Genomic DNA, 21,758 nt, shown 5'->3' with positions numbered 1-21,758 from the left:
CAAGGCAATCACCTCAATTAACCTCTATACCGAGGTGTCAGGTTTTAGGGCCGCTCCGCGCCCCAGCGGGGATAAATCCCCTCGCCACAGGGGACCTTGGGTTCAGGGTAGGGGCGAGAAGGGCGTGCGCCCGTCGGCATTCTGCAGTTCCATCAGGTACTTGCGGAAAATCTGCCCCAGCACCTGGGTCGCCACTTCCAGTTCGTCACGAGGCATCTGCTCGGCGACTTCGTCGGCGGTGTCCAGGGCATCTTCGGCGCCGTTGACCGCCGCCATCTTCAGCACGATGTAGGCCTGGACGTTATTGGCAGGTACGCCTTCGCCATGGAAGAACATGCCACCCAGCTTGAATTGCGCCTGGGCATGGCCCTGCAGCGAGGCTTTTTCGAAATAGTTGAGGGCTTGCTTGAGGTCGCGCGGCGCGGCCTTGCCTTCGTAGTAGAACTCGCCCAACTCGTATTGCGCTTGCGCATCGCCTGCGTCCGCCGCTTTTTGACAGGCGTCGAGTGCCTGTGCGAGATCTTGTGGCTGGGTATTGAGCGTGCAACGGCCCACCGCCGGGATCAACAACGAGTTGCCGCCTGCTTGTGCATTCGCGAGCAGCGGCTGAAGGAGCAACAGGCAGCCCAGGGCAAGGGTGCGGCCGGTGCGGTTCATGGGAATCGACTTACCTCTGAGGGGCGCGCGGACCCTCCGGGGGATCCAATAAGCGCGCATTATGAAATAAGCAGGGCCATCCTTACAAAGTCTTTACTCGTTTTTCTGCTGCCAGAGCATGTCGATGACTGCTTTATAGATCAATACGTAGGAAAAGAGGCGAAGCTTGTCGGTAATCACTGACGCCGGTGTCAGCCAGCGTCAGTTATCCACAGGCTTATTTCATGGCGGCGAAGGCCCGCTCTGCTGCGTCGAGAGTGATCTTCAACTCGGCCTCGCCATGGGCGATGGAGGTGAAGCCGGCTTCGAATGCGCTCGGCGCCAGGTACACGCCGCCCTCGAGCATCAGGTGGAAGAAGCGCTTGAAGCGATCCGCGTCGCTGGCCATCACGTCTTCGAACGTCACGATGTCGTCGGCGCCACTGAAATACAGGCCGAACATGCCGCCGGCCTGGGTGGTCACGAACGGGATGCCGGCCGCGTCGGCGCGAATCTGCAGGCCGTCGAGCAGGCGGGTGGTGAAGTCGGTCAGCTCGGCATGGAAGCCCGGCCGGCTGATCAGGCGCAGGGTGGTCAGGCCGGCGGCCATGGCCAGCGGATTGCCCGACAGCGTGCCGGCCTGGTAGACCGGGCCCAGTGGTGCGATGTATTCCATGATGGCGCGCTTGCCGCCGAAGCAGCCCACCGGCATGCCACCGCCGATGATCTTGCCGAAGGTGCTCAGGTCCGGCGTCACGCCATAATGGGCCTGGGCGCCGCCGAGGGCGACACGGAAACCGGTCATCACTTCGTCGAAGATCAAGACCACGCCGTGTTTGTCGCACAGGCTGCGCAAGCCTTCGAGGAAGCCCGGTGCCGGCGGTACGCAGTTCATGTTGCCGGCCACCGGCTCGACGATGATGCAGGCCACTTCCTGACCGACGTCGGCGAGCATCTTTTCGACTTCTTCAAGGTCATTGAACGGCAGGGTCAGGGTGTGTCTGGCGAACGCCGCCGGTACACCGGCGGAACTCGGCACGCCCTGGGTCAGTGCGCCGGAACCGGCCTTGACCAACAGGCTGTCGGAGTGACCGTGGTAGCAACCTTCGAACTTGATGATGCTGTCGCGACCGGTGTAGCCCCGTGCCAGGCGGATCGCGCTCATGGTCGCCTCGGTGCCGGAGCTGACCATGCGCACCATCTCCATCGACGGCACGATGGTGCAGACCAGGTCGGCCATTTCGGTTTCCATGGCGGTCGGGGCGCCATAGGAGAGGCCGTGTTCCAGCTGCTTGCGCACGGCGTCCAGCACGTCCGGGTGGCTGTGGCCCAGGATCATCGGCCCCCAGGAACCCACGTAATCCACATAGCGCTTGTCGTCTTCGTCCGTTACATAAGCGCCTTCGGCGTGTTTGAAGAACAACGGGGTACCGCCGACGCTCTTGAACGCACGCACGGGGGAGTTCACGCCGCCGGGGATATGTTTCTGGGCGTTGGCAAACAGGGTTTCGGAACGGGACATGGTCGGTCTCTCGAAAACGGAAATTAGTTGATCTTCAACAGATCGTTGAATGCGCGGGCGCGGCGCGTCACTTCATGAGTGCTGTCTGCGCCGAACAGGCCATGCACCACTGCCAGCAGGTCGACACCGTGGGCCACCAGCGGGGCGGCGTTCTCCAGGGTAATGCCGCCGATGGCGCATACCGGTACATGCAGTTTGAGGCGGGCTTGTTCGAGCAGTTCAAGGTTTGCGCTGGGCGCGCCGGGCTTGGTGTTGGAATTGAAGAAGCGGCCGAAGGCGACGTAGCTCGCGCCTTCGGCGGCGGCCTGCGCAGCCAGTTCCAGGCTGGCGTGGCAGGTCGACCCGATAATCGCCTTGTGCCCGAGCAATGCTCGTACCGGCGCCAACGGCCCGTCGGTCTGTCCCAGGTGCACGCCGACGCCCAGGCGCGCGGCCAGTTCGGCGTCGTCGTTGATGATCAGTTGGGTCTTGTAGCGCTCGCACAGGTCGCGCAGGGCTTCGGCTTCGCGCAGGCGCCGGGCCTCGTCACTGCTTTTATCGCGGTATTGCAGCAGGGTGACGCCACCTTCCAGTGCCGCTTCTACATAGGCGAGGAATTTACCGGCCAGCAGCTGGCTATCAGTGATGGCATAGAGGCCACGTAATTTCATTCCACTGCCCTCTGTTTCTGGCAAAAAATGTGACTGGCAAAAATGTTACGAGCAGAAATCCAGCGGCAGGCGACGTGGCACGAACTGGCCTTTGCCCAACTGTTCGGCGTCGCGCAGGGTGCGCCAGGTGTAATCCAGGGCGGTGCGCACGGCGCTGGCGAGCTGTTCGCCCTGGGCCAGTCGACCGGCCAGGGCGCTGGCCAGGGTGCAGCCGGAACCATGGTAGCTACCGGGCAAGCGCTGGCAGGTAAACGTCTCGCGGCGACCGTCACGGCTGTACAGGCGATTATGGACTTCATGTTCGTCGCCATGTCCGCCGGTGATCAACAGGTGCTTGACGAAGGGCAGCAGTTTTTCGGCGCACTCATCGGCGCTGCCCTCGGGCAGTTCGGCGAGAATGCGGGCTTCCGGCAGGTTCGGGGTGGCGATGATCGCCAGGGGCAGCAAGCGTTCGCGCATGGCGTAGCCGACTTCATCCTTGCCCAGGCGTCCACCGCCGCCAGCGCGCAGCACCGGGTCGCAGACCATGGGCAGGTGCGGGTGCGCCTGGAGCAGTTCGACCACGGTGTCGACCATTTCCAGGGAGCCGAGCATGCCCAGCTTGACCGCGGCGACCTGCGAATCGTTGAGCACGGCATTGGCTTGCGCCAGGACCCACTCGCGATCGAGTACGCGGAAGTCGCTCACGTTCACCGTGTCTTGCACGGTCAGCGCGGTAACGGCCGGGGCGGCATGGCAACCCTGGGCGAGCAGGGCTTCGATATCTGCCTGCAAGCCGGCGCCACCACTGGGGTCGTGGCCGGAGAGACAGAGGACAACGGGGCGAGAGCTGTAGATATTCATGGTGCGCGAGCTTACCACCAAACCCCTTCGGTCGGCGCCACCGATAAATTTCCCTGCCATTGCGTGAGCGATGTTCCGACGCCGCATGGCAACTTGGCCAAAGCAACAGCTCTATCTCAATGCTTTGCTCTGGAACGCCCGTTCTAGAGCCTTTTGCCAGAGAAATTTCAATGGTGCAAGTTGGCCATCAACGGCTATGCTAAGGATGGATCCAACTCAATAACAGGTAATGCCGGTTTTACGTCTACTCAGGGAATGGGGGGCTTCCTGACTCAACCGGACAGGCCACGCTGGGGCTTAAATGCGCTATTTGCTGATGTTGCTGCTGTGCTTGTCCCCCTTGGCAAGCGCCCTCGAATTCGACGAGTTCACCCAAAGCCTGCCGCTGGGCCAGGCGCTGCAAGTATTCGAAGACGCAAACGGCACCGCCACCATCGACGACGTGCAGGCCGAGGCCGCAGCCGGTCGCTTCAAACCCCATGACAAGGACACGCTGAATGCCGGTTACTCGCGGTCGGCGTTCTGGCTGAAAATCGACCTCCACTACCGCCCCCGTAATGTGAATGCCCAGCGCACCTGGTTGCTGGAACTGGCCTATCCGCCGTTGGATCACCTTGATCTGTATCTGCCTGACGCCAGCGGCGTCTATCGCCTGGTCCGCCAGACCGGCGATGCGCTGCCGTTCGGCGCCCGGGAAATTCGTCAGAACAGCTACCTGTTCAGCCTGGATTTTGTCCCCGACCAGCACCAGACCGTGTATTTGCGCCTGCAGAGTCAGGGATCGATCCAGGCGCCGCTGATCCTGTGGTCCAGCACTGCTTATCTCGAACAGCAGCCGGTGCGCTTGTATGTGCTGGGTATTATCTATGGCGTGCTGCTGGGCATGCTGGTGTACAACCTGTTCATCTACCTGAGTGTGCGGGACACCAGCTACCTCTATTACATCGTCTATATCGCCTCGTTCGGCCTGTACCAATTGTCGGTCAACGGTGCCGCCGCCGAGTATTTCTGGCCGGACAACCCCTGGTGGACCAACGCCGCGACACCGTTCTTCATCGGCTGCGCGGGCCTGTTCGGCAGTCAGTTTGCCCGCAGCTTCCTGCAAACCGGCCAACACAGCCGCTGGCTCGATCGTCTGCTGTTGGCGTTGATCGTCTTCAGCGCGGTGGTGGTGGGCCTGTCGCTGATGGCCAGCTACGCCTTGGCACTGCGCCTGGCGACGGCGTTGGCGCTGGTGTTCACGGTGGTGATTTTTGCCGCCGGCCTGTTCGCCTGGTGGCGTGGGCTGAGGGTGGCGCGTTACTTCATCATTGCCTGGTCGGCCTTTTTGCTGGGAGGCATCGTCAACACCCTGATGGTGCTTGGTTATCTGCCGAACGTGTTCCTGACCATGTACGCCAGCCAGATCGGCTCGGCCATCGAAGTGGCATTGCTGTCCCTGGCCCTGGCCGACCGCATCAATGCCATGCGCGAGCAACAGGCCCAGACCCTGCTGGATGCCGGGCAGAAGCTGGAAGTGCTCAACCAGCAACTGGCCCACGGCAACAAGCTCAAGGACGAATTTCTCGCGACCCTGACCCATGAACTGCGCACGCCCATGAATGGCGTAATCGGCTCGCTGGAGTTGATGGAAACCGTCGAGATGGACGAGGAATTGAGCCAATACCAACAGACCGCCGCCGGTTCGGCGCGGGACATGATGCGTATGGTCAACGGCATGCTGACTCTCACGGAGTTGCAGGCCGGCAAGCTCAAAGTCAATCCGGCGCCGTTCAGCTTGCGCGGAATGCTCGATGTCTTGCAGGTACAGTTCGCGGCCAATGCCCAGGCCAAGGGCCTGGATTTCAAGGTCGATGTGGCGCCGGGTATCGCGGATCGGTTGCTCGGTGATAGCTGCAAACTGACCCAGTGCCTGGAGTGCCTGTTGGACAACGCCATCAAGTTCACCCGGATGGGCGGCCTGGCGCTGCGAGTCAGCGGCAAGCCGATGGCGCATGATCGCTGGGGGCTGTCCTTCGCGGTGATCGACACGGGGATCGGCTTCACCGACCTGGGCGAGGCGACCTTGTACCAGCGTTTCTTCCAGCTCGACGGTTCCATGACCCGGGAATACGGCGGCTTGGGCGTGGGCCTGGCGATTTGTCGACAGCTGGTGGGGTTGATGGGCGGACGCTTGACCCATTCCTCCGAGCCCGGGCGCGGCAGCCGTTTCCAGTTGGACATCGAGTTTGAAATGGCCTTGCCGATGGCGGGTCCCACGCCATTTCCGTTCCGCAGAAGGCACGGTACCCGTCAACCCCAGGACTGCACGGTGCTGCTGGCCGATGACGACAGCATCGATCAACTGGTCATGCGCGGCATGCTGCTCAAGCTGGGCTACCGGGTGCGTACCGTCGACAGTGGCCATGGGGCGCTGGAGATGTTGCGGGACGAGAGTTTCGACGCCGTGGTGCTCGATTGCCAGTTGCCACCCCTGGACGGTGTGTCGGTCTGCTGCCAGATCCGTACCCTGGCCGGCTGTGAGGATTTGCCCGTGCTGGTAGTCGGCTCGAACCTGGACCCGAATGCTTGCCTGGCGGGCGCGTTGGTTGATTACCTGGGCAAGCCGGTGAAATTCGAGGTACTGCAGGCGATTTTGCAACGTCGCGTGCTGTGTCCTGGGCAGGGTGAAAGCGCCGACATTTAGGCGGGTATGACACTTTGTTCAGCCTGGAGGCGGTGCTTAACTGGTTCCTGCTGGCCGACCGAGGAGCCCCGTCATGAACCTGCACCAGTTCGCCGAAACCCACGACGTCACGAATCAGCCGCCCTCCCTGGACGGCGCCAACCTGTATCGCATCGACTTGCCGCTGCAGCAATGGTCACAGCGTTTCGGTGCCGGCTGGGCCCAGGCACGGATCGATGAGTACGGTGGGTTGGCCGGCGGGCCGCTGATGGAGGCGGGGTTCCTGGCCAACCAGAACCAACCGGTGTTCTCCAGCCATGACCGCTATGGTCATCGCATCGATCTGGTGGAGTTCCATCCCGCTTATCACCAACTGATGCGGACCGCTATCGAACATGGCCTGCCCAGCCTGCCCTGGGCCCATCCGCAACCCGGTGCTCATGTGGCCCGGGCGTCGATGACGTATCTGCACAGCCAGGCCGAAGCCGGCACGGGCTGTCCGCTGACCATGACCTTTGCCAGCGTCCCGGCGCTGCGCCTGCAACCGGATCTGGCCGAGCGCTGGCTGCCGAAAGTGCTCGCCACCGAGTATGACCCGCGCAATGTCGGCATGGCCCACAAGGCCGGGGTCACCCTTGGCATGGCCATGACCGAGAAGCAGGGCGGTACCGATGTGCGGGCCAACACCACCAAGGCCTTCCCGGTGGGCGCCCGGGGGCCGGGCCAGGCCTATGAGCTGGTGGGGCACAAGTGGTTCTGTTCGGCGCCGATGTGCGATGCCTTCCTGACCCTGGCCCAGACCGACAAGGGCCTGACCTGTTTCCTGTTGCCGCGCCATCGCCCGGACGACACCCGCAACCAGTTCTACATCCAGCGGCTGAAAAACAAGCTGGGCAACTGTTCCAATGCTTCCAGCGAAGTCGAGTTCCGCGGTGCCCTGGCCTGGATGGTCGGTGAAGAAGGGCGCGGCGTGCCGACCATCATCGAGATGGTCGCCATGACCCGCTTCGATTGCATGGTCGGCTCCAGCGCCCTGATGCGCCAGGCGCTGACCCAGGCCAGTCATCACTGTGCCCATCGCACGGTCGGCGGCAGGCTGCTGAGTGAGCAGCCCTTGATGCAGAATGTGCTGGCGGACCTGGCGCTGGAAAGCGAGTCCGCGTTGGCCTTGAGCCTGCGCATGGGCCGGGCGCTGGATCACTTGAGTGACGAGCACGAAGCCAAGTTCGCCCGGCTGGTGACGGCGGTGGGCAAATACTGGATCTGCAAGCGTGCCCCCGCGATGATCAATGAGGCCGCCGAGTGCATGGGTGGTGCCGGTTATGTCGAAGACAGCATCCTGCCGCGCCTGTACCGGGAGGCGCCGGTCAATTCGACGTGGGAAGGCTCCGGCAATGTGCAATGCCTCGACGTATTGCGGGCTCTGTCCAAGGAGCCCGGGGTGCTTGAGGTGCTGTTCAGCGAATTGGGCGACGGTCATGGCGATAAACGCCTGGCGGCCCATATCGATCAACTGCATGAGGCGTTCAAGGACACCAACGACATCCAGTACCGCGCCCGGCAATTGACCGAAGACATCGCCGTGGGCCTGCAAGCTCGGTTGCTGCTCGAGGCGGGCAACAGCGACGTCAGCGACGCCTTCATCGCCAGCCGCCTGGGCTCGACTGGCCGGGTCTACGGCGCCTTGCCGCGAGGCCTGAATGTGGAGGCCATCGTGACGCGTTCTACCCCGCAAGGGTTTTGAGATGCCTGCGACAGGCTCCTATCCCTTGTGGGAGATGGTGTGCGCGAGAGGCTGCGGGTGCCTTCGGTCAGGGTGGGAGCGAGCCTGCTCGCGATGGCGCCGGCACATCCAGCATCTATGCAAGCTGACCCACCGCAATCGCGAGCAAGGCTCGCTCCCACATTGGGTCTTCGGTGGATGGTCGACGGTGTCCAACACGCCACTGTTCCCGTAAGACGACGATGCAGGCAAGATGAAGGCCTGCAAGTCAGAACACAGGAAGCTGATCGTGACCGAAGCGTTTATTGTCGTTCAAACCGCCGAACAAGCCGTGGATCGTCTGGCGGCCCTGCACGAGCGTGCGACCACCGCGTTGAACCAGGCGTTGATGCGCTACCTCAAGGACCGCGTCGAGCCGGATGCCGAGCAACGAGCGCTGTTCCGCTATCCGGCGCTGCGCCTGACCTACCACTGCCACGGTGAGGTTCCGCAAACCACCCGCGCCTATGCCAAGGTCCAGTTGCCGGGCACCTACAGCGTCACCGTCACCCATCCTGCCGCGTTTCGTAAATACCTGCTCGAACAACTCGTTCCGCTGATGCATGACTTTACCGTCACCGTGGAAGTGGGCGTCAGCGAGCAGAACATTCCCTACCCGTATGTAGTGGAGCAGGGCGATGAACTGGCCGGTTCCGGTGTAACGGCGGCGGTGCTGGCGCGGGTATTCCCCAGCACCGACCTGTCGGCCGCCACCGATGGTATCGCCGACGGCCTCTATGACTGGGAAAACACCGACCCGCTGCCCCTGTCGCTGTTCGACGCCGCCCGCGTGGATTTCTCCCTGCGCCGTCTCGTGCATTACACCGGCAGTGATTGGCGCCATGTGCAACCGTGGATCCTGCTGACCAACTACCATCGCTATGTCGACCAGTTCATCGTCCATGGCCTGGAACAGTTGCGCAGCGACCCGCGCTTCGTGCGCATGGTTCTGCCAGGCAATGTGATCATCGACAAGAACATGGACCACAGCGAAGCCTCGGCCATCGCCGCCGGCGTGGTCTGGCATCGCTACCAGATGCCGGCTTATCACTTGCAGGCCAACGACGGCCATGGCGTGACCCTGGTGAACATCGGTGTCGGACCTTCCAATGCCAAGAACATCACCGACCACCTGGCCGTGCTGCGACCGCACTGCTGGCTGATGATCGGCCACTGCGGCGGTTTGCGGCAGTCCCAGACCATCGGCGACTACGTGCTGGCCCACGCCTACATGCGCCGTGATGGCATCCTCGACCGGGTGGTACCTCCGAACATTCCGATCCCTGCACTGGCGGAAGTGCAGTTGGCGCTGCAGCAGGCCGCGGCGAACATCACCGGTGAAAAGGGCGATGAGCTGAAGAAACGCCTGCGTACCGGCACCGTGCTGACCTACGACGACCGCAACTGGGAGCTGCGCTGGGCCCAGGAACGTCCGCTGATCAACCTGTCCCGCGCGGTGGCGGTGGACATGGAGAGCGGCACGATCGCCGCCCAGGGTTATCGCCTGCGGGTGCCTTATGGCACGTTGCTTTGCGTCTCGGACAAACCGCTGCACAGCGAGATCAAGCTGCCGGGCTCGGCCAACGCATTCTATGAACGGGCGGTCAATCAGCACCTGAAAATCGGTATCGAGGCATTGGATCTGTTGCGCAACCAGCTCAACTCATTGCATTCGCGCAAACTGCGCAGCTTCGACGAGCCGCCGTTCCGCTGATACGGCGGTGGTTATTTAGCGGTCAGGCCACTAGCATTAGCGGCCCTGACCGTTAGATGTTGTATTCGCCATGCCTCGTCCTCCACGCCCTGCTTCCCGTCGCCCTGGCGCGAAGCCTCCAGCCGCCGCGCCGCGTCGTGTGGCCAAGGCGCCTCCGGCCGAGCCCAAGCTGATCCTGTTCAACAAACCTTTCGATGTGCTGACCCAATTCAGCGACGGCGAGGGGCGGGCGACGCTCAAGGATTTTATCGATATCCCGGGCATCTACCCGGCCGGGCGGCTGGATCGCGACAGCGAAGGGCTGTTGTTGCTCACCAACGACGGGCAATTGCAGGCGCGTATCGCCGACCCTAAACACAAACTGGCCAAGACCTACTGGGTGCAGGTGGAAGGCGAGCCGAGCGCTGAACAGCTACAGCGCCTGCGTGATGGTGTGGAGTTGAACGACGGCATGACGCTGCCCGCCGAGGCGCGACCGCTGGACGAGCCGCCGCTATGGCCGCGCAACCCGCCGGTGCGCTTTCGCAAAAGCGTGCCTACGAGCTGGCTGGAGCTGGTGATCCGTGAGGGGCGCAACCGGCAGGTGCGGCGCATGACCGCCGCCGTGGGTTTGCCGACGCTACGGCTGGTGCGGGTCAGGATCGGCGACTGGACGATCGAAGGGCTTGATCAGGGGCAGTGGAGAGAGGTCCCGGCGCGCTTATAGCGCCCCGGACTCGATCAGGCCGATCACCACGCTCTTGATGACGAACGCCGCCACGCCGAGCCCCAGCACGAAAAACAGGATGAACGAACCGAAACGCCCGGCCTTGGACTTCTTCGCCAGATCCCAGACGATGAAACCCATGAAAATGATCAGGATGCTGACCAGGCCGGTCATCATCCACTCTTCGAAAACAGCAGGATCCATCGAAACACTCCGGCGTGGGCGGGGTTGAAAAGACGGGGCAAGTATACGGCATGGGGGCGGGGCAATGGATTGGCATGCGGCGGTGTGTCGCAGCTGTTCATCGCCTTCCCGACGGTGTGACTGCCCTGATCCTGTGGGAGCCGAGCTTGCTCGCGATGGCGGTGGATCAGCCAAATCATTGTCGACTGTAATGCCGCCATCGCGAGCAAGCTCGGCTCCCACAGGGTTGTGGCGGATTCAGCTGCGCAGATGGGTCAACGGCAACTCGGTACTGCTGAGCACCTGGTTCAGCACGAAACTCGAGCGCACGCTGGTGACGCCGTCGATCCGGGTCAGGTGGCCCAGCAGCAGTTTCTGGTAGTGGTCCATGTCCGGTACCACCACCTTGAGCTGGTAGTCCGCATCCATGCCGGTCACCAGGCTGCACTCCAGCACTTGCGGCAGGTTGCGAATCGCGGCTTCGAAGTTTTCGAAGCGTTCGGGCGTGTGACGGTCCATGCCGATCAACACATAGGCGGTCAGGCTCAGGCCGAGCATCTTGCGGTCGAGCAGCGCGACCTGGCGGGTAATGTAGCCGTCGTCTTCCAACTGCTTGACCCGCCGCGAACAGGGCGAGGGTGACAGGCCGATGCGTTCGGCCAGTTCCTGGTTGGAGATGCGCGCGTCGCGCTGCAATTCCGCCAGAATGCTCAGGTCGTAACGGTCGAGTTTGCTCATCGGTCGGGCCTTTATCTTGATAATTGCGTGGGATTATCTATCCGGAGGTAAAAATTGCGCAAGCGATGTTTAATTGAGCAATCTTCGCAATCATCTGTCGCCGGCCCGGGCCTATTCTTATCACCAAGATCACTGCTCGGACAAACAGTCCAATGCAGCCCGCCCAAGCAGGCCGGCTGCGGTCGCGGCACCCACCGGTGCTCGAATTAGCCACACAGGCCATTCATGACCCCCGAGCTACACACTGTCCAGAAGACGGCGTGAGGTGAGCCGACGTCAAAAGCGTCGAGCACGGACGAAGTTCTCAAGGGGAGGCCGACGGGTCTCCCTTTTTTAATGCCTGCGAAATAAAACGCGCGCCTGATAATCTGGTGCAGAACCGGCCTGGGCTTTTCTCAGTCTTATCATCAGGCCCTGAACCGTTGTGAGGAATAACATGAAGTCGCGCATCTGGCGTCTGGCAGGTGTTGGTCTGTTGTGGGCAAGTGTCAGTGCGCAAGGGATGGCCGATGATCAGCAAAGCCGTGGCGGCCCGGACGGCGGTCGTGACCACGACCAGCGCGGTGGCAACAGCCAGGGCCATGTTGAGCAACCCCGGCCCCGGAACAACGAAATCATCCGTGGCGACAACAGTCGCCAGTTCGAACCCGGCGCTCAGCGCCAGGGTGGTCCATCCTATGAACGATCGCCCCAGGACCCCAACGGTCATGGCCGTGCGCCGCAGCAACACCAGCAGCCGAGCAATAACCTGCCGATTCAGGGGCGGCCCGACAGCGTGACTCAGACCCGGGAGCCGCAACCGGGTTACTACCGCGATATCCCCCGTCGCAGCGACGGCTATCCGAGCAATCGGCCACGCCCCGAGCATGACAATCGCCCCGACCAGCACTGGGCCGGTCGCCCGGATGGGCATGGCAATGGGTGGGGCCCGGGGCCGCAGTATCGTCCCGGTTATGTCATCGACCGCTTCCCGGATCGCAACTACCGTGTGCCCTATCGTGGCCAGGACTATTTCTTCTCGGGCGGCTATTGGTATCGCCCGCAAGGACCACGCTATGTGGTGGTGCAGCCGCCACGGGGCATTCGCACCCGCTACCTGCCCGATTATGCCCGGGAAGTCTGGATCGGCAGCTCGCTGTTCTTCCTCGCCGCCGGCGCCTATTACATTTACGAAGCCAACACCCGGGACTACGTCGTGGTCGACGCCCCAGTCGCCAACCCGCAGCCTCAACCCCAAGGCAACAGCTATGACGTGGTGGCGTATCCAGCCAACGGTCAGTCACCCGAGCAGGTCAACCAGGACGGCTATGAGTGCTATCGCTGGGCGGTGCAGCAGAGCGGTTTCGATCCGCGCAACTACACCTATCCGCCCGCGCCGGAAGTGGTGCAGACCTATCGGCAGGCCCAGGGGAATTGCCTGAGCAGCCGTGGGTATCAGGTGAGTTACTGAGCACTCAGCCTGGAATGCAGTCCCCCTGTGGCGAGGGGATTTATCCCCGCTGGGCTGCGAAGCAGTCCCAAAACTTGCAATTCAACTCGTCAGCCAAACCGAGGTCTCAGGTTTCAGGGCTGCTTTGCAGCCCAGCGGGGATAAATCCCCTCGCCACAATGACTCCTGCAGACATCAGGCGCTGGTGGCTTTCACCACTTCCGACGGGTCGGCATGCACCAGCACCTCGGCCTTCGGATAGGCCCGGTGGATGGCATCGGCGGCCTGGTCGCTGAGGCCGTGGGCCACTGACAAGGTCAGCTCCCCGGGCAATTCCAGGTGCAGTTGCACGAACCAGTGGTTGCCGGAAATCCGCGTGCGCAGGTCATGGGCACCGAGTACGCCGGGCACGGCGCAGGCCAGTTCCAGCATGTGCTGGCTGACGTCGGGTGGCAGTTCTTCGTCCATCAGCACGGAGAAACTTTCCCGGGCGATCTGGATGGCGCTCCAGAGAATGTAGGCGGCGATGCCCAGGCCGAACCAGGCGTCGAGTTGGTACCAGCCGAACCCGGCCAGCACCAGCGCCACCAGGATGCTGCCGTTGAGCAACAGGTCGGAACGGTAATGCAGCGAGTCGGCGCGCACGGCATTGGAGCCGGTGGCGCGGATGACCCGATGCTGCAATGCCAGCAGCGCCAGGGTCAGTGCCAGGGAAAACACGATCACGCCGACACTGAGCCAGGGCGCCTCCACCGGGACCGGGTTTTTCAGGCGCTCGAATGCCTGCAGGGCAATCAACACGGCGCTGCCGCCGATGAACAGCGCCTGGGCCATGCCGGCCAGGGACTCGGCCTTGCCATGACCGTAGCGATGATCGGCATCGGCGGGACGCAAGGCGTAATGCACCGCCAGCAGGTTGAGCAGCGAGGTGACGCCGTCCAAAGCCGAGTCGGTCAGGCCGGCAAGCATGCTCACCGAACCGCTCAGCCACCAGGCCAGTGCCTTGGCGATAATCAGGATCAACGCCACGGCCACCGAGGCGCGGGTGGCCAGGCGTAGCAGGCGAGCGTGTTCGGTGCTGGTGGTCATGGAGCGGTCGTTCCTTCAGTGGCGCCCGTTATGCGGCCGGCTTGAGTCCGAGGGCGGCCAGTTGTTGCGCGCTGCCCTTGTGCTGGATCAGCCGTGGATCGTCGAGGGGGAAGCTGCGGCCCAGTTCGCTTTCCAGGATGGCCTGCAGTTTATGGTTGTCGACGCTGCCGTCAGGGTTGACGGCCTGCTTGAGTTTTTCCGGCGCGACCTGGGCGGTCTTGCCCGGCTCGAAGTAAATGGCGCCGGTGGCGAAGTCCACTGCGAAGGCGATCAGGCCGGGGATGATGTAGAACAGCAGTCCGACGGCGTCGAGCGCGGCAATGGCCGGGTCGATCTTGCCGTCGATCTGGCCGCGACGGTCAGGGTAGAAGATCGAGCCGCAGGCACTGACCTGGGTCAGCAGGGTGGCGGCCAGGACGCCACCGATCACGCGAAAGGGAATACGCATAACAATCTCCTGAGTAGGTAAGGGCGTTGTTGGTTTGAGTCCAGACCACGCCAAACAGTTCGCCGTTATACTCGGCCCTCTGTTTTGGAGCCAGCATGATTTCTTTGCCGATTGATGAAGTTTTACCCGCCCTGCGTCAAGCCTTGGCATCACGCCATGAAGCTGTGCTCGAAGCACCGCCCGGTGCCGGTAAAACCACCCGTGTTCCCTTGGCCCTGTTGAACGAGCCGTGGCTGGCCGGACAGACCATCCTGATGCTCGAACCCCGACGCCTGGCGGCACGGGCGGCGGCGGAGCGATTGGCCAGTGAACTGGGTGAAAAGGTCGGTGAAACCGTCGGCTACCGGATTCGTCTGGACAGCAAGGTTGGCCCGAGGACCCGGATTGAAGTGGTCACCGAAGGGATTCTCACCCGTCGTCTGCAGGATGATCCGGCATTGGAAGGCGTCGGATTGTTGATATTCGATGAATTCCACGAGCGTAGCCTCGACGCCGACTTGGCTCTGGCCTTGAGCCTCAACGGCCGGGAGCTGTTTCGCGAAGACCAGCCGCTGAAGATCCTGTTGATGTCCGCGACCCTGGAAGGCGAGCGCCTGGCCGGGTTGCTGGACGACGCACCGATCCTGCGCAGTGAAGGGCGGATGTTCCCGGTGGTCGTGCGTTGGGGGCGTCCGTTCCAGCCTGGCGAGTTCATCGAGCCGCGGCTGGTGCAGACCGTGCTCGAAGCCCTGCACGATGAAACCGGCAGCGTGCTGGTGTTCTTGCCCGGTCAGGCGGAAATCCGTCGGGTCCACCAGCAACTGGTCGAGGCCCTGGGCGAGGGCGGCAACGTATTGCTCTGTCCGTTGCACGGTGAACTGGATCTTGCGGCCCAGCGCGCCGCCATTGACCCGGCGCCTCCTGGCCTGCGCAAAGTGGTGCTGGCGACCAACATCGCCGAAACCAGCCTGACCATCAACGGCGTGCGGGTGGTGGTCGATGCCGGGCTGGCCCGGGTTCCACGTTTCGACCCGGGCAGCGGCATGACCCGTCTCGACACCCAGCGCATTTCCCGGGCCAGCGCTACCCAGCGGGCCGGTCGGGCCGGGCGTCTGGAGCCGGGGGTGTGTTACCGGTTGTGGTCCGAAGACCAGCACGAGCAACTGGCCGCCTACGGCAGTGCGGAGATCCTTTCGGCGGACCTGGCCGGGTTGGCCTTGCAACTGGGACGCTGGGGCGTGACGCCGCAGCAATTGATCTGGCTCGACGTGCCGCCCAGCGCCGCCTACGCCCAGGCCCAGGACCTGCTGCAACGCCTGGGCGCGCTGGACGGCGAGCAACTGACCCGCCACGGTCAGGCCATGGCCGAACTGCCGGCTCACCCGCGTATCGCTCATCTGTTGTTGCGCGGCCAGGCGCTGGGGTTGGCGGACATGGCCTGCAACGTCGCTGCGCTGTTGGGCGAGCGCGATATTCTGCGTGGCGCCGGCGCGGATCTGCACAGTCGCCTGGCCCTGCTGTCTGGCGAAGAGCGGGCGGCGCGGGGCGCGCAAGGCGGCGTGACACGGGCACGGCAACTGGCCCGGCAGTATCGCGGCTATTTGCGGGGCAAGGCCGAAGAAGCCGTGGCCGATCCCGATCACCCGCGTTGGCTCGGCGCGTTGCTGGCGTTGGCCTATCCGGATCGGGTCGCCCAACAGCGTCGGCCCGGCGGCGCGGAATATCGTCTGGCCAACGGTCGTGCGGCGCTGTTTGCCGAGGCTGACAGCCTGATGAAACAGGCGTGGCTGGTGATCGCCGACCTGGGCAGTCGCCAGGGCCAGCGGGAAGAACGAATCTACCTGGCAACGGATTTCGACCCGACGCTGTTCGATTCGGTATTGGCCGAGCAGGTGCGCACGGTGGATCAGCTGGACTGGGACGAGCGCGAAGGCGTATTGCGGGCCGAGCGCCAGCGCAAGGTCGGCGAACTGGTGCTCAGTCGCGAGCCATTGACTGGCCTGGATGAGTCCGCCCGTAGCCAGGCCCTGGTGAACCTGGTGCGGCGCAAGGGCCTGGAATTATTGCCCTGGACCCCGGAACTGCGGCAATGGCAGGCGCGGGTGGCACTGCTGCGTCGACTGGACCTGGACGCCAAGGGCGAAAGCGAATGGCCCGACGTCAGCGACAAAGCGCTGCTCGACAGTCTTGAACATTGGCTGATGCCGTACCTGGGCCGAGTCTCGCGCCTCAGCCATTTTGCCAACCTGGACTTGTCGAGCATCGTTCACAACTTGCTGCCTTGGCCGTTGCCGCAGCGGCTGGACGAGCTGGCACCCCATCACCTGAGCGTGCCCTCGGGCTCGTCGATCCGCCTGGACTACAGCGAACATCCGCCGATCCTGGCGGTGCGCTTGCAGGAACTGTTCGGCCTGGCCGACACCCCGCGCATCGCCGGCGGACGCCAGGTGGTCAAGCTGCACCTGCTGTCACCGGCACGCCGGCCGGTGCAGGTGACCCAGGACCTGGCGAACTTCTGGCGCAGCACCTACGCCGAGGTGAAGAAAGACCTCAAGGGGCGTTACCCCAAGCATTACTGGCCGGACGATCCGTTGGTGGCGGAGGCGACGGCGCGGGTCAAGCCGCGCAAGTGAACAGACGTTAATCCGAGCGGTATTTGCCCTGTTGAAGAACCAAATCTCCCACATTGGCTCCGGGCTGGCCGCACGATCGCTATCCGTCATCAGAATCCTGTGGGAGCGAGCCTGCTCGCGATAGCGGTCTGTCAGTCGACATGGAAGTTGGCTGACACATCACATTCGCGAGCAGGATCGCTTCCAAGGTGTCCGCTAGGGCGCCGTCGGTAACAGAAACCGCGCGATCACCGGCAGGTGATCGGAGATGCGCAAGGTGTCGTCCTGCCGTACCTGGGCCTCGACCCGTTTGATGCGTGGGCTGTAGAACAGGTAGTCGACGGTGCGGTCCGGGCCGTTGAGGCCGGGGTCGTTCGGGTAGTGGGTCAGCCAGTGTGCACGGTCGATGCCGCTGGCCTCGTTGTTGGTGGGAATCATCGGGTATTTGTCCCACAGCAGGTGCAACGGGCTGTCGGCGGAGTAGGGGGTGCGCTGTTCGGGCGGCAGGCGCAGGTACTGCCCCAGGGGCAGCAGGTTGAAGTCACCGCCGATCAGCCAGGGCATGCCTCGCGATTCGAACTTGTCCAGGGCCTTGGCCACGGCAGTGACCTGCCTGGGCAGGGTGTCGTCCGGCTGCGTGGCCCGCTCCAGATGCGTGTTGAGCACGGCCAGTTGGCTGCCATCGCTCAGCGGCATATAGCTCACCAGCAGCGCATTCTTCGGTTGGAACTGGCGGCTGATGAAGTTGGTCTCGGCCACCGGCAGTTGCACCCGTTCGGCGTGATCGATGCGGTAGCGGCTCAGCGTGGCCAGTTGTCGGCCGACGCTGCCGAAGATATGGGGGGCGGGAATGAAGTCGGCCTTCCAGTCGAAGGCGCTGGTGCTGCAGGGGTAAAGGTCGGCAAGCCGCTCCTGCAACAACTTGAGCTGGTCCTGGTAGTCGCTGGCCTTGGCGCCGTTGTCCAGTTCCTGCAGCAGGACGATGCCGGGCTGCTCGTCACGGATGACCCGTGCCACTTCGTCGAGGCTGAAAGCCATGTCTTCCAGGGTCGGGCTTTCGTCGTCGCCCTGGGCCAGGTCGTGCCAGAACACGTAGCGCTTGCCGGCCAGGAACTGGACGTTCCAGGTCATCACTTTTATCGCCTGGCCGGGCATCAGCGGTGTGGCGCTGGCGGTACAACTGACCGGCAGCGTTTCCCGGGCATGTGGGCGCCAGGTCAGGCCGTAGATTGACAGGGCGGCCAGGCAAAGGACCGATAGCAGACCCAACAGGGTGTAACGCAGGAGACGGGTCATGGCTCGGGTTTTTCCCCCACCAGCATGAATATCCGGAACAGCACCACGCTGGTGAACAGTTGCAGGAAGCTGTGAACACTGTCGATCAACAGGCCGAGCCAGGGGTTCTGGGGCGGCGGGTACACCGAGACGCTGGCGCCCTTGAGCAGCCACAGCGGGGCCATCACGCCCATGATGCACAACAGGATCCGCCAGAACTGGCCACGGCTCATGCGCAGGCTTTCCTTCATCGCCGCCAACGGCGCCAGGCCCCGGAGCACCAGCAGGTATTCGCTGAACGCCAGGGTCACCATCAGCCACAGGCCCGGCAGGATGTACAACGAGATACCCAAGAGGATCAGCAGCGTGTTGAGGGCGGTCAGCAACGCGAAGCGCGGCCAGAGGGTCAGGGCCGCGGCGAGAAGATCACGAATGTGCGGCGATTCGCCTCGGCTGCGGGCGTCGAGAAACAGGATCAGCGCAGCGGTGTACACCGGATACACCAGCAGCCCGACGATCACGCTGTAGCCCGGAAAACCATCCGGGCCGAGAGCGCTGTCGACGGCTTGTTGCAGCACCGCCTCAAGTATCACCAGCGGCAGGCACAGCTGGGCGATCCGGCCCAGATGGCGCTTGAAGAAATACAAAGAGTCGCGCAGCACGTCAAACGGATTCATGAGTCGGGATCGCAGGTCCAGAAGCGGTCTGACACTTTAACCGATCAGGCACCTGCACAAGCAAACGTAAACATCAGGTAAAGACCATTGAAACCTTCGTGGCGAGCCCCATTACTGGTGGGCACCGGTTCTGCGGAACCGGCTTGGTTTTCTACCCGGCAATCTGATGAGGTCGCCATGAACAGCGAAGAACAAACCCTGATCGATGGACTGTTTTCACGGCTGCAACAGGCCGAAAAGGATTCAGCCCCGCGCGACGCCCAGGCCGAGGCGCGGATCAAGGAGCACCTGGCCAGCCAGCCCGCGGCCGGCTATTTCATGGCCCAGGCGATTCTGGTGCAAGAGGCGGCAATCAAGCGCCTCGATGAGCAGAACAGGCAACTGGCCGAGCAAGTCCAGCAACTGCAGGCAGACCTGCAGAGCGCCCGCAGCCAGGCTTCGGCACCCAGCGGCGGTGGTGGTTTCCTCTCAAGTATTTTTGGTGGCGGCAGTCGCGATTCGCGGCCGGCTCCCACTCCAAGCGCTCCGGCAACCGGCGGTGGCGGCTGGCGCGAACCGGCGCGGCCAGCCTTCAACAATGCCCCGGCTCAGCAGGGCTTCGGTGCGCCGCCAGCAGGCTATGGCGCTGCGCAGCAACAAGCCCCGGCGGCGAGCAGCTTCCTGGGTGGCGCCCTGAAAACGGCGGCCGGCGTGGCTGGTGGCGTGATGCTGGCACAAGGTATCAGCAGTCTGTTCCACAGCGGTCAGCAGCCCCAGGAGATCGTCGAGATCATCAAGGAAGAGCCGGCCCAACCGGTCAATGACGTTGGTAACAGCGGCGACAACGGTTGGGGCGACGACCAGCGCATGGCCGATAACGATGGCTACGGCAACGACCAGGGCGGTTTCAGCGACGCGGATTACAGCGACGACTCCTCCTTCTTTGGCGACGACGACTCCTTCGTCTGACCTGCCATTCGTCCGGGGTGCCCACGCGCCTCGGACCGATTATTCGCGGAATCCTCCTTCGGGCTGGCATACTGTGCGCCTTTTCGGGCCCGATGCCTGACCCAGAGCCTGTGCGCTTGTGCATTCAAGAGGAACCGCGGTGAAGAAAATCGCAGTGTTCGCCGATGTCCAGAACCTCTACTACACCGTGCGCCAGGCCTATGGTTGTCACTTCAACTACGCCGCTCTATGGGCCGATGTCAGCAAACAGGGGCAGATCGTCGAGGCCTATGCCTATGCGATCGATCGCGGTGACAGCAAGCAACAGCAATTCCAGCAGATCCTGCGCAACCTGGGTTTCACCGTGAAGCTCAAGCCCTACATCCAGCGCAGCGACGGCTCGGCCAAGGGCGATTGGGACGTGGGCATCACGCTCGACATCATGGACGCCGCCGACCATGTCGACGAGGTGGTACTGGCCTCGGGTGACGGCGACTTCGACATGCTGCTCGAGCGCATCATCAGCAAGCACGGTGTGCAGGCGGTGGCGTACGGCGTGCCGGGGTTGACGGCCAACTCGTTGATCCGCGCCGCCAGTCGCTACGTGCCCATCGAAGGCGCGCTGCTGCTCAAGAATTGATCGTTACGGAGTTCAGACAGGTTTGGAACGCATCGCAGTCATCGACTTTGAAACCACCGGGATCACCCCGAGCAGCAGTTGCCGAGCCACGGAAATCGCCGTGGTGATGCTCGAGCAAGGCCGGATCGTCGACCGCTACCAGAGCCTGATGAATGCCGGCGTGCGGGTGCCGGCCTTCATCGAGCAGCTGACCGGCATCAGCAATGCCATGCTGCGTAGCGCACCGTCGGCCGAGCGGGTGATGAACGAGGTCAATGAGTTCGTCGGCATCACGCCGCTGCTGGCTCATAACGCTGCGTTCGACCAGAAGTTCTGGGACTTCGAACTGGGACGGATCAAGCGCACCCGCCTGCAGAATTTTGCCTGTTCGCTGCTGCTCGCCCGACGCTTGATGCCGGCCGCGCCGAACCACAAGCTCGGCACCCTCAACGCCTTCGCCGGCCTGCCCCATACCGGCCAGGCCCACCGGGCCATGGCCGACGCCGAAATGGCCGCCAACCTCACCGCGCACCTGGCGTCGCAATTGCGGCAGAAGCATGGGCTGCGGGAGTTGTCCCATGATCTGTTGTGCAGTTTGCAGAAAGTCCCGGCGGCGAAGATCAATGAGCATCTCAAGCGTCATCGCGGGTTCTAGGACCACCGCCATCCATATGTGGGAGCGAGCCTGCTCGCGATGGCGGTGTGTCAGTCAGTGCAGATATTGGCTGACCTGACGCTATCGCGAGCAGGCTCGCTCCCACAGGGTCTGGTGGCGTATGAAAAAGCTGCGTACACCCGGTAACCCAGTGTGGGGGCGGCTACTTCCCGTTGCCTTCCAATTGCCCCAGCGGCACTCGCTTTTCAATGGCACTGGACAGCACGATCGAGGTCTTGCTGAAGCCGAACTTGGCGATCCGGTTGATCAGGTCTTCCAGCTCCGGCATCGAGCCGACCGCCGCTTGCATGATCACGCAGGGGTCGCCGGTCACCCGGTGGCATTCGGTCAATTGGGGAATCTTGCACAAGTCATCGTAGGCCTTCTGGTTGCCGTGCTGGTTCATCCGCAATTCGATCACGCACTGCACCGGCAGGCCGATCTTGGCCATGTCGACCTTGGCCTGGTAGCCGGTAATGATCCCGCTGGCTTCCAGCTTGCCGACGCGCTCGGCCACGGCAGGGGCCGAGAGGTTCACTTTGCGGGCCAGTTCGGCATAGGACGCACGACCATTTTCCAACAGGGCGCTGAGCAGCATGCGGTCGTATTTATCCACGGTTTGGCTTCCA

Annotated in this window: 20 protein-coding genes; 9 read left to right on the top strand and 11 right to left on the bottom strand. The window is 63.1% G+C overall.

The annotated features are described in order from the left end of the window. Window positions 1–102 precede the first annotated feature (102 nt). The 4 genes from LOY35_RS24470 to LOY35_RS24455 form a co-directional block, all read right to left on the bottom strand. Window positions 103–657 carry a tetratricopeptide repeat protein gene (locus LOY35_RS24470; RefSeq protein WP_258628181.1) on the bottom strand — a complete coding sequence of 185 codons (555 nt, stop codon included), beginning with the start codon at window positions 655–657 and terminating at the stop codon, window positions 103–105. Between the two features lie 217 nt (window positions 658–874). Further along, on the bottom strand, window positions 875–2,158 hold the full coding sequence (gene hemL / locus LOY35_RS24465) for a glutamate-1-semialdehyde 2,1-aminomutase (protein ID WP_258628175.1): 1,284 nt from the start codon (window positions 2,156–2,158) through the stop codon (window positions 875–877). A gap of 23 nt (window positions 2,159–2,181) precedes the next feature. After that, window positions 2,182–2,808 carry a thiamine phosphate synthase gene (thiE, locus tag LOY35_RS24460; protein WP_258628165.1) on the bottom strand — a complete coding sequence of 209 codons (627 nt, stop codon included), beginning with the start codon at window positions 2,806–2,808 and terminating at the stop codon, window positions 2,182–2,184. Window positions 2,809–2,853: 45 nt separating this feature from the next. Continuing rightward, the gene (locus LOY35_RS24455; protein ID WP_258628160.1) at window positions 2,854–3,651 is read right to left on the bottom strand and encodes a hydroxymethylpyrimidine/phosphomethylpyrimidine kinase; all 798 of its coding nucleotides are present in this window, start codon (window positions 3,649–3,651) and stop codon (window positions 2,854–2,856) included. Window positions 3,652–3,952: 301 nt separating this feature from the next. Between LOY35_RS24455 and LOY35_RS24450 the strand changes: the two genes are divergently transcribed. From LOY35_RS24450 to LOY35_RS24435, 4 genes are all read left to right on the top strand, one after another. Continuing rightward, a complete protein-coding gene (locus LOY35_RS24450; RefSeq protein ID WP_258628157.1) occupies window positions 3,953–6,337 on the top strand; it encodes a hybrid sensor histidine kinase/response regulator in 2,385 nt (794 codons plus the stop codon). 73 nt (window positions 6,338–6,410) lie between these two features. After that, window positions 6,411–8,060 carry an acyl-CoA dehydrogenase family protein gene (locus tag LOY35_RS24445; RefSeq protein WP_258628154.1) on the top strand — a complete coding sequence of 550 codons (1,650 nt, stop codon included), beginning with the start codon at window positions 6,411–6,413 and terminating at the stop codon, window positions 8,058–8,060. Window positions 8,061–8,292: 232 nt separating this feature from the next. Then, window positions 8,293–9,792, top strand: a complete 1,500-nt coding sequence (gene amn, locus LOY35_RS24440; RefSeq protein ID WP_258628152.1) for an AMP nucleosidase — start codon at window positions 8,293–8,295, stop codon at window positions 9,790–9,792. Window positions 9,793–9,931: 139 nt separating this feature from the next. Further along, complete coding sequence (locus LOY35_RS24435) at window positions 9,932–10,498, top strand: pseudouridine synthase (RefSeq protein ID WP_258633724.1); 567 nt, start codon at window positions 9,932–9,934, stop codon at window positions 10,496–10,498. Here LOY35_RS24435 and LOY35_RS24430 read toward each other — a convergent pair. Both LOY35_RS24430 and LOY35_RS24425 read right to left on the bottom strand, forming a co-directional pair. Further along, on the bottom strand, window positions 10,493–10,702 hold the full coding sequence (locus tag LOY35_RS24430; RefSeq protein ID WP_003185724.1) for a DUF2788 domain-containing protein: 210 nt from the start codon (window positions 10,700–10,702) through the stop codon (window positions 10,493–10,495). The genes LOY35_RS24435 and LOY35_RS24430 overlap by 6 nt on opposite strands. 237 nt (window positions 10,703–10,939) lie before the next feature. After that, a complete protein-coding gene (locus LOY35_RS24425; RefSeq protein ID WP_024780290.1) occupies window positions 10,940–11,419 on the bottom strand; it encodes an Lrp/AsnC family transcriptional regulator in 480 nt (159 codons plus the stop codon). Window positions 11,420–11,855: 436 nt separating this feature from the next. Between LOY35_RS24425 and LOY35_RS24420 the strand changes: the two genes are divergently transcribed. Continuing rightward, window positions 11,856–12,869, top strand: a complete 1,014-nt coding sequence (locus tag LOY35_RS24420) for a DUF6515 family protein (protein ID WP_258628150.1) — start codon at window positions 11,856–11,858, stop codon at window positions 12,867–12,869. A gap of 174 nt (window positions 12,870–13,043) precedes the next feature. On the opposite strand, the gene LOY35_RS24415 is transcribed toward LOY35_RS24420, so the two are convergent. After that, the gene (locus LOY35_RS24415; protein WP_258628147.1) at window positions 13,044–13,937 is read right to left on the bottom strand and encodes a cation diffusion facilitator family transporter; all 894 of its coding nucleotides are present in this window, start codon (window positions 13,935–13,937) and stop codon (window positions 13,044–13,046) included. Window positions 13,938–13,965: 28 nt separating this feature from the next. After that, window positions 13,966–14,385 carry a polyribonucleotide nucleotidyltransferase gene (locus LOY35_RS24410; protein ID WP_258628146.1) on the bottom strand — a complete coding sequence of 140 codons (420 nt, stop codon included), beginning with the start codon at window positions 14,383–14,385 and terminating at the stop codon, window positions 13,966–13,968. 95 nt (window positions 14,386–14,480) lie between these two features. On the opposite strand from LOY35_RS24410, the gene hrpB reads away from it, so the two are divergent. Continuing rightward, complete coding sequence (gene hrpB / locus LOY35_RS24405; protein WP_258628144.1) at window positions 14,481–16,997, top strand: ATP-dependent helicase HrpB; 2,517 nt, start codon at window positions 14,481–14,483, stop codon at window positions 16,995–16,997. A 195-nt stretch (window positions 16,998–17,192) separates the two neighbouring features. Here the strand turns inward: hrpB and LOY35_RS24400 are convergent, their stop codons facing one another. Together LOY35_RS24400 and LOY35_RS24395 are read right to left on the bottom strand one after the other, a co-directional pair. Beyond that, on the bottom strand, window positions 17,193–18,272 hold the full coding sequence (locus LOY35_RS24400) for an endonuclease/exonuclease/phosphatase family protein (RefSeq protein WP_258628142.1): 1,080 nt from the start codon (window positions 18,270–18,272) through the stop codon (window positions 17,193–17,195). Continuing rightward, on the bottom strand, window positions 18,269–18,928 hold the full coding sequence (locus LOY35_RS24395) for a YciC family protein (RefSeq protein ID WP_258628139.1): 660 nt from the start codon (window positions 18,926–18,928) through the stop codon (window positions 18,269–18,271). The genes LOY35_RS24400 and LOY35_RS24395 overlap by 4 nt, the downstream gene beginning before the upstream one ends. Before the next feature lie 177 nt (window positions 18,929–19,105). On the opposite strand from LOY35_RS24395, the gene LOY35_RS24390 reads away from it, so the two are divergent. From LOY35_RS24390 to LOY35_RS24380, 3 genes are all read left to right on the top strand, one after another. Continuing rightward, window positions 19,106–19,876 carry a DUF2076 domain-containing protein gene (locus LOY35_RS24390; RefSeq protein ID WP_258628135.1) on the top strand — a complete coding sequence of 257 codons (771 nt, stop codon included), beginning with the start codon at window positions 19,106–19,108 and terminating at the stop codon, window positions 19,874–19,876. A gap of 139 nt (window positions 19,877–20,015) precedes the next feature. Then, window positions 20,016–20,495: an NYN domain-containing protein gene (locus LOY35_RS24385; RefSeq protein WP_030140338.1), complete on the top strand. Its 480-nt coding sequence runs from the start codon at window positions 20,016–20,018 to the stop codon at window positions 20,493–20,495. 22 nt (window positions 20,496–20,517) lie between these two features. Beyond that, window positions 20,518–21,129, top strand: coding sequence for a PolC-type DNA polymerase III (locus tag LOY35_RS24380; protein WP_092205262.1), 612 nt, complete (start codon window positions 20,518–20,520; stop codon window positions 21,127–21,129). Between the two features lie 163 nt (window positions 21,130–21,292). Here LOY35_RS24380 and LOY35_RS24375 read toward each other — a convergent pair whose 3' ends face one another. Further along, entirely contained in the window at window positions 21,293–21,745 is a 453-nt protein-coding gene (locus LOY35_RS24375) for an Lrp/AsnC family transcriptional regulator (RefSeq protein ID WP_258628130.1), read from the bottom strand. Window positions 21,746–21,758 lie beyond the last annotated feature (13 nt).

Origin of the sequence: Pseudomonas sp. B21-028, from assembly GCF_024749045.1 — a bacterium.
Classification (GTDB): domain Bacteria; phylum Pseudomonadota; class Gammaproteobacteria; order Pseudomonadales; family Pseudomonadaceae; genus Aquipseudomonas.
The sequence above is the reverse complement of the archived record's forward strand: the minus strand, read 5'-3'. Positions and strand labels throughout refer to the sequence as shown.

Bases quoted from the DNA above. Each gene is read 5' to 3' on its own strand.
- hrpB (WP_258628144.1), top strand. From the start codon at position 14,481: ATGATTTCTTTGCCGATTGATGAAGTTTTACCCGCCCTGCGTCAAGCC.
- LOY35_RS24425 (WP_024780290.1), bottom strand. From the start codon at position 11,419: ATGAGCAAACTCGACCGTTACGACCTGAGCATTCTGGCGGAATTGCAG.
- LOY35_RS24400 (WP_258628142.1), bottom strand. From the start codon at position 18,272: ATGACCCGTCTCCTGCGTTACACCCTGTTGGGTCTGCTATCGGTCCTT.
- amn (WP_258628152.1), top strand. From the start codon at position 8,293: ATGAAGGCCTGCAAGTCAGAACACAGGAAGCTGATCGTGACCGAAGCG.
- LOY35_RS24415 (WP_258628147.1), bottom strand. From the start codon at position 13,937: ATGACCACCAGCACCGAACACGCTCGCCTGCTACGCCTGGCCACCCGC.
- LOY35_RS24420 (WP_258628150.1), top strand. From the start codon at position 11,856: ATGAAGTCGCGCATCTGGCGTCTGGCAGGTGTTGGTCTGTTGTGGGCA.
- LOY35_RS24470 (WP_258628181.1), bottom strand. From the start codon at position 657: ATGAACCGCACCGGCCGCACCCTTGCCCTGGGCTGCCTGTTGCTCCTT.
- LOY35_RS24410 (WP_258628146.1), bottom strand. From the start codon at position 14,385: ATGCGTATTCCCTTTCGCGTGATCGGTGGCGTCCTGGCCGCCACCCTG.
- LOY35_RS24450 (WP_258628157.1), top strand. From the start codon at position 3,953: ATGCGCTATTTGCTGATGTTGCTGCTGTGCTTGTCCCCCTTGGCAAGC.
- hemL (WP_258628175.1), bottom strand. From the start codon at position 2,158: ATGTCCCGTTCCGAAACCCTGTTTGCCAACGCCCAGAAACATATCCCC.
- LOY35_RS24445 (WP_258628154.1), top strand. From the start codon at position 6,411: ATGAACCTGCACCAGTTCGCCGAAACCCACGACGTCACGAATCAGCCG.
- LOY35_RS24430 (WP_003185724.1), bottom strand. From the start codon at position 10,702: ATGGATCCTGCTGTTTTCGAAGAGTGGATGATGACCGGCCTGGTCAGC.
- LOY35_RS24455 (WP_258628160.1), bottom strand. From the start codon at position 3,651: ATGAATATCTACAGCTCTCGCCCCGTTGTCCTCTGTCTCTCCGGCCAC.
- LOY35_RS24390 (WP_258628135.1), top strand. From the start codon at position 19,106: ATGAACAGCGAAGAACAAACCCTGATCGATGGACTGTTTTCACGGCTG.
- LOY35_RS24395 (WP_258628139.1), bottom strand. From the start codon at position 18,928: ATGAATCCGTTTGACGTGCTGCGCGACTCTTTGTATTTCTTCAAGCGC.
- thiE (WP_258628165.1), bottom strand. From the start codon at position 2,808: ATGAAATTACGTGGCCTCTATGCCATCACTGATAGCCAGCTGCTGGCC.